This is a genomic window from Bartonella sp. CL436QHHD (genome assembly GCF_042195105.1).
Lineage (GTDB): Bacteria > Pseudomonadota > Alphaproteobacteria > Rhizobiales > Rhizobiaceae > Bartonella.
On sequence record NZ_JBHINR010000089.1, the window covers coordinates 1 to 3,237 of the forward strand.

The window sequence follows — 3,237 nt, forward strand, 5'->3', positions numbered from 1 at the left end:
TTCTCCTAACATTTGTCGAATATCACGCATAATATGCGCATGTTGCTTACCGCATAACTCTGCAATTTCACGACTAGACATCGTTTGAACTGTTGTGTTTTGAAAATTTCTTTCAGATGTTGTGATAAAATTATGCATGCTTCACTCCGTTCGTTGTGACAACATTGTCATTGTGCTTAATTTGCTGTCTTAGATGTCTTAAGAAATCTTCTAATGTTTCAGGATTTGAATAATCGATTTTTGAATTTGCTTTTTTTTCGCATTTCAGAAAATATTCACGCACTTGTTTACCTTTGAGACCAGGTTCACAAATGGCAATGTGTTTTGCTGTGTCTAAAGTGAGAGCATAATCTTTAAAAGGATTTCCACGTGAGGAGTTTGATAATTCTTTAGTAGAAAGTACAAAGTCGACATCTTCTCTAAAGCTAAGTTCTTTAATACAGTTTGTTATCCACTTTCTAAACTCGGTTTTTACCTCTAAAAAGGTATATAAATCACGAGCGCTAATAGTTTGAACCTTTTGATGCTGAATAATATTGTATTGAGTAGCAAGAAGCTTTTCCATTACGAACCTCATGTTGATGGGATTGATGAATGAAAGGGGGCGTTTTTAAAAGCGCCCTTCAGAATTTAAAGCACATCACATGCACGCAAACGGTGTTGTTGTTCGTAAGTACCGTAAATCTCATCATTATATTTTTCGTCTGCGATCTCGTCTAAAAGTTCTTGGTAAGCATCACTTTCGCGTACAAAGTCATGAACCTCACTATCCTCATGGAGATGTTCGATATTTTCTTTTACATATGCTTCTGCAATTTCTTCAGAGATATCTTCACAATTATTCTCAGAAGGATTGATGCGAAAGATTTGGATTGCATCATCTACCTCATCAACAATGCTTAGAATTTGGCTTGCATCAAGTGGTCCAGACTCTGCAATGTGTTGATCTTTATCGTAGGCAACTAATAAAATTTCATTGGAATTTATAAGAATTGGCTTATCCATAATTTTTCCTCCCTAACGCCTCTTGGCGATTGTTTGTGCGTGGTTTGTATAATTACTTATACGTAAATGTATAAATATAAGCAAGCAAAAAATCGCATATATTTCATTTTTTTTGCATTTTCACTTAAATGCCATCTTCACAAGCAATAGAATCAAAAACTTTATTGGGATTACTTCATAAGTAGACGATAGGATTTGCGCGGTAATATTGCAACTATTTCTCCAACCCATTTTATCTTTGCATTTTTAATAGGTAGCGCATTCCATGATTTGAGTACAATGCCCTCTGAAGAGCGAGTAATTTGTTTGATGAAACGCCTATTATCTTCTGTTAGAACGACAACTTCATCACCGTAATAATCGCTCATTGGCTTTGTTTGCAGATGTTTAACTACGATTAAATCACCATCTTTATATACGGGATACATGGAATCTCCACGAACCATGAATCCTATTGTTTCAAAAGGCAAATCAAATGGTATTTCGATTGTTTCAAGCCCATCTTCTGGGATTTGCTCAACATCGGTATCAATCTCTAATCCTGCTCCTACATACCCCATAACAGGAACAACTGTAGTAATTTGATTATAACCTTTTAAGCTTTTATAAAGTTCTAAAATTGAGTCTCTGTGTGAACCTCTGGGATCTGATTCACTTCCTAACCATCTTGACACGGTCGCTTGGGTTACATTTAATCTATCGGCAAGATCTTTTTGATTAAGACCAAACTCAGATTGCAATACTTGCAATGTCGCAATAATATTTTTCGTCATAATTAGTTACTTATGATTTTAAAATTAAAAAAATCTATTGTTTTTTTTAATTAACTCTATACAATTGCGTATATGGTTAAAAATAAGGAGCTTAACTCAAATGGACACAGAGGAAAAATTAAAGATTAAATCTATCCGAAAGTGTTTATCGCTAACACAAAAGGAATTAGCAGATATTTTAGGTGTTAAGCAAGCTTCTGTTTGTCGTTGGGAACAAGGCAAAGGACTATCTTTAAATAGTTATTTAAAGCTGCAAAAGTTGAAGGATAGTTCTAGCTCTAGTTCTGCTTTTATTGCTGCTCCTACAGATAGTAACGAACAGCAACAGCAGCCTTCACACTCTTAAAGAAGAAAGATCATGAGAAACGGAATATTGAAGAAACTCTACACACGGATTTGTAGATTAATAGGTTGTAATACGAAAATTGAGAATGGAGATAAGTTTGTGAAAGAATTTATACAAATACCGGATCGTGATTGTAGCATAGAAGATCTTATAAAACGACATAGAACTCATACAAAAGTTCTTGCAAAACAAGAAGAATGGCATAAGTCACAATTTGATAATTGGATGAGATGGCATGAAGCCACTCTTGCAGAGCGAGATAAGTCAATTGAACAACAGCAAGTAGTACTTGAAAACCTATCCTCTTTAATTAAGCAAAAAAATGAAACGCTATACAGCCAAAGGCTAAAGTTAGCTTCACAGATGAAAGTTATTGATGAATTAAACAATAAAATCACTGAGTTAATCAACAAAAAAGAAGAACCGAGATTGATCGATTTTATTTTTGCAGGAGAAGTTTTTTAACTTGCGTCATTTGAGCCAAAAATGANCAATAAAATCACTGAGTTAATCAACAAAAAAGAAGAACCGAGATTGATCGATTTTATTTTTGCAGGAGAAGTTTTTTAACTTGCGTCATTTGAGCCAAAAATGAGGATTGTTAATTAACAATGAATCATTGCGAGGTTCCTTTTTCAAAAACATTTTTGCAAGACAGGCAATCACAACGCGCCCTGTCACAACAGCAGCATTTAGACTCTTAAAAAGAAAGATCAGAGATGATAGATGTCCCGCATATCACTATAAGTAAAGTCAAGTTGATTAATCTTGTTAATAAGATTGGACGTGAAGACATATATTATGGTGTTCGCTCGCCTAATCAGACATGTGAAAGTTGCATAGATCCCTCATCAACAGGTTATCTTGTCTATATACTGCAAAATATTTTTGCGCGTGATGATAGAAATTATTTTCCGTTATTGCCATACGATGATTTTAATCAATGGTTTTCATCTGCCTTTACGCAAGCTTTTACAACTTGGTTTGATAATTATTTTTCTCAAGATTTGTCATCTTTTCATCGCTTAAATGAGCTACTTTTGTTTACAGCTTTAGTCGAAAGTAATCTTGGCTTCTTAAGGGATGACCTCATCAAAAAAAGAGAAGAAGAAA

General features: G+C 34.2%; 7 protein-coding genes. 3 read left to right on the top strand and 4 right to left on the bottom strand.

Going from position 1 to position 3,237, the window contains the following annotated elements; genetic code table 11:
- From ACFIKN_RS09545 to ACFIKN_RS09560, 4 genes are all read right to left on the bottom strand, one after another.
- A partial coding sequence (locus ACFIKN_RS09545; RefSeq protein WP_375658339.1) for a Rha family transcriptional regulator occupies nt 1-138 on the bottom strand: 138 nt, incomplete at its 3' end.
- Nucleotides 131-565, bottom strand: coding sequence for an antA/AntB antirepressor family protein (locus ACFIKN_RS09550; protein ID WP_375657641.1), 435 nt, complete (start codon nt 563-565; stop codon nt 131-133). The genes ACFIKN_RS09550 and ACFIKN_RS09545, both read right to left, overlap by 8 nt.
- A gap of 65 nt (nt 566-630) precedes the next feature.
- On the bottom strand, nt 631-1,005 hold the full coding sequence (locus ACFIKN_RS09555) for a hypothetical protein (protein WP_375658336.1): 375 nt from the start codon (nt 1,003-1,005) through the stop codon (nt 631-633).
- Between the two features lie 170 nt (nt 1,006-1,175).
- A complete protein-coding gene (locus ACFIKN_RS09560) occupies nt 1,176-1,778 on the bottom strand; it encodes a S24 family peptidase (RefSeq protein WP_375627583.1) in 603 nt (200 codons plus the stop codon).
- Between the two features lie 100 nt (nt 1,779-1,878).
- Between ACFIKN_RS09560 and ACFIKN_RS09565 the strand changes: the two genes are divergently transcribed.
- The 3 genes from ACFIKN_RS09565 to ACFIKN_RS09575 all read left to right on the top strand — a co-directional run.
- Nucleotides 1,879-2,124 (top strand): helix-turn-helix transcriptional regulator, encoded by a 246-nt coding sequence (locus ACFIKN_RS09565; RefSeq protein WP_375658337.1) that lies wholly within the window; start codon nt 1,879-1,881, stop codon nt 2,122-2,124.
- A 99-nt stretch (nt 2,125-2,223) separates the two neighbouring features.
- Complete coding sequence (locus ACFIKN_RS09570) at nt 2,224-2,589, top strand: hypothetical protein (RefSeq protein WP_208431513.1); 366 nt, start codon at nt 2,224-2,226, stop codon at nt 2,587-2,589.
- Nucleotides 2,590-2,843: 254 nt separating this feature from the next.
- On the top strand, nt 2,844-3,237 hold a 394-nt coding region (locus ACFIKN_RS09575; protein WP_375658338.1), incomplete at its 3' end, for a hypothetical protein.

What these genes read in the sequence shown, in the direction of transcription:
- ACFIKN_RS09560 (WP_375627583.1), bottom strand. Translation starts at nt 1,778, where the DNA reads ATGACGAAAAATATTATTGCGACATTGCAAGTATTGCAATCTGAGTTT.
- ACFIKN_RS09550 (WP_375657641.1), bottom strand. Translation starts at nt 565, where the DNA reads ATGGAAAAGCTTCTTGCTACTCAATACAATATTATTCAGCATCAAAAG.
- ACFIKN_RS09555 (WP_375658336.1), bottom strand. Translation starts at nt 1,005, where the DNA reads ATGGATAAGCCAATTCTTATAAATTCCAATGAAATTTTATTAGTTGCC.
- ACFIKN_RS09565 (WP_375658337.1), top strand. Translation starts at nt 1,879, where the DNA reads ATGGACACAGAGGAAAAATTAAAGATTAAATCTATCCGAAAGTGTTTA.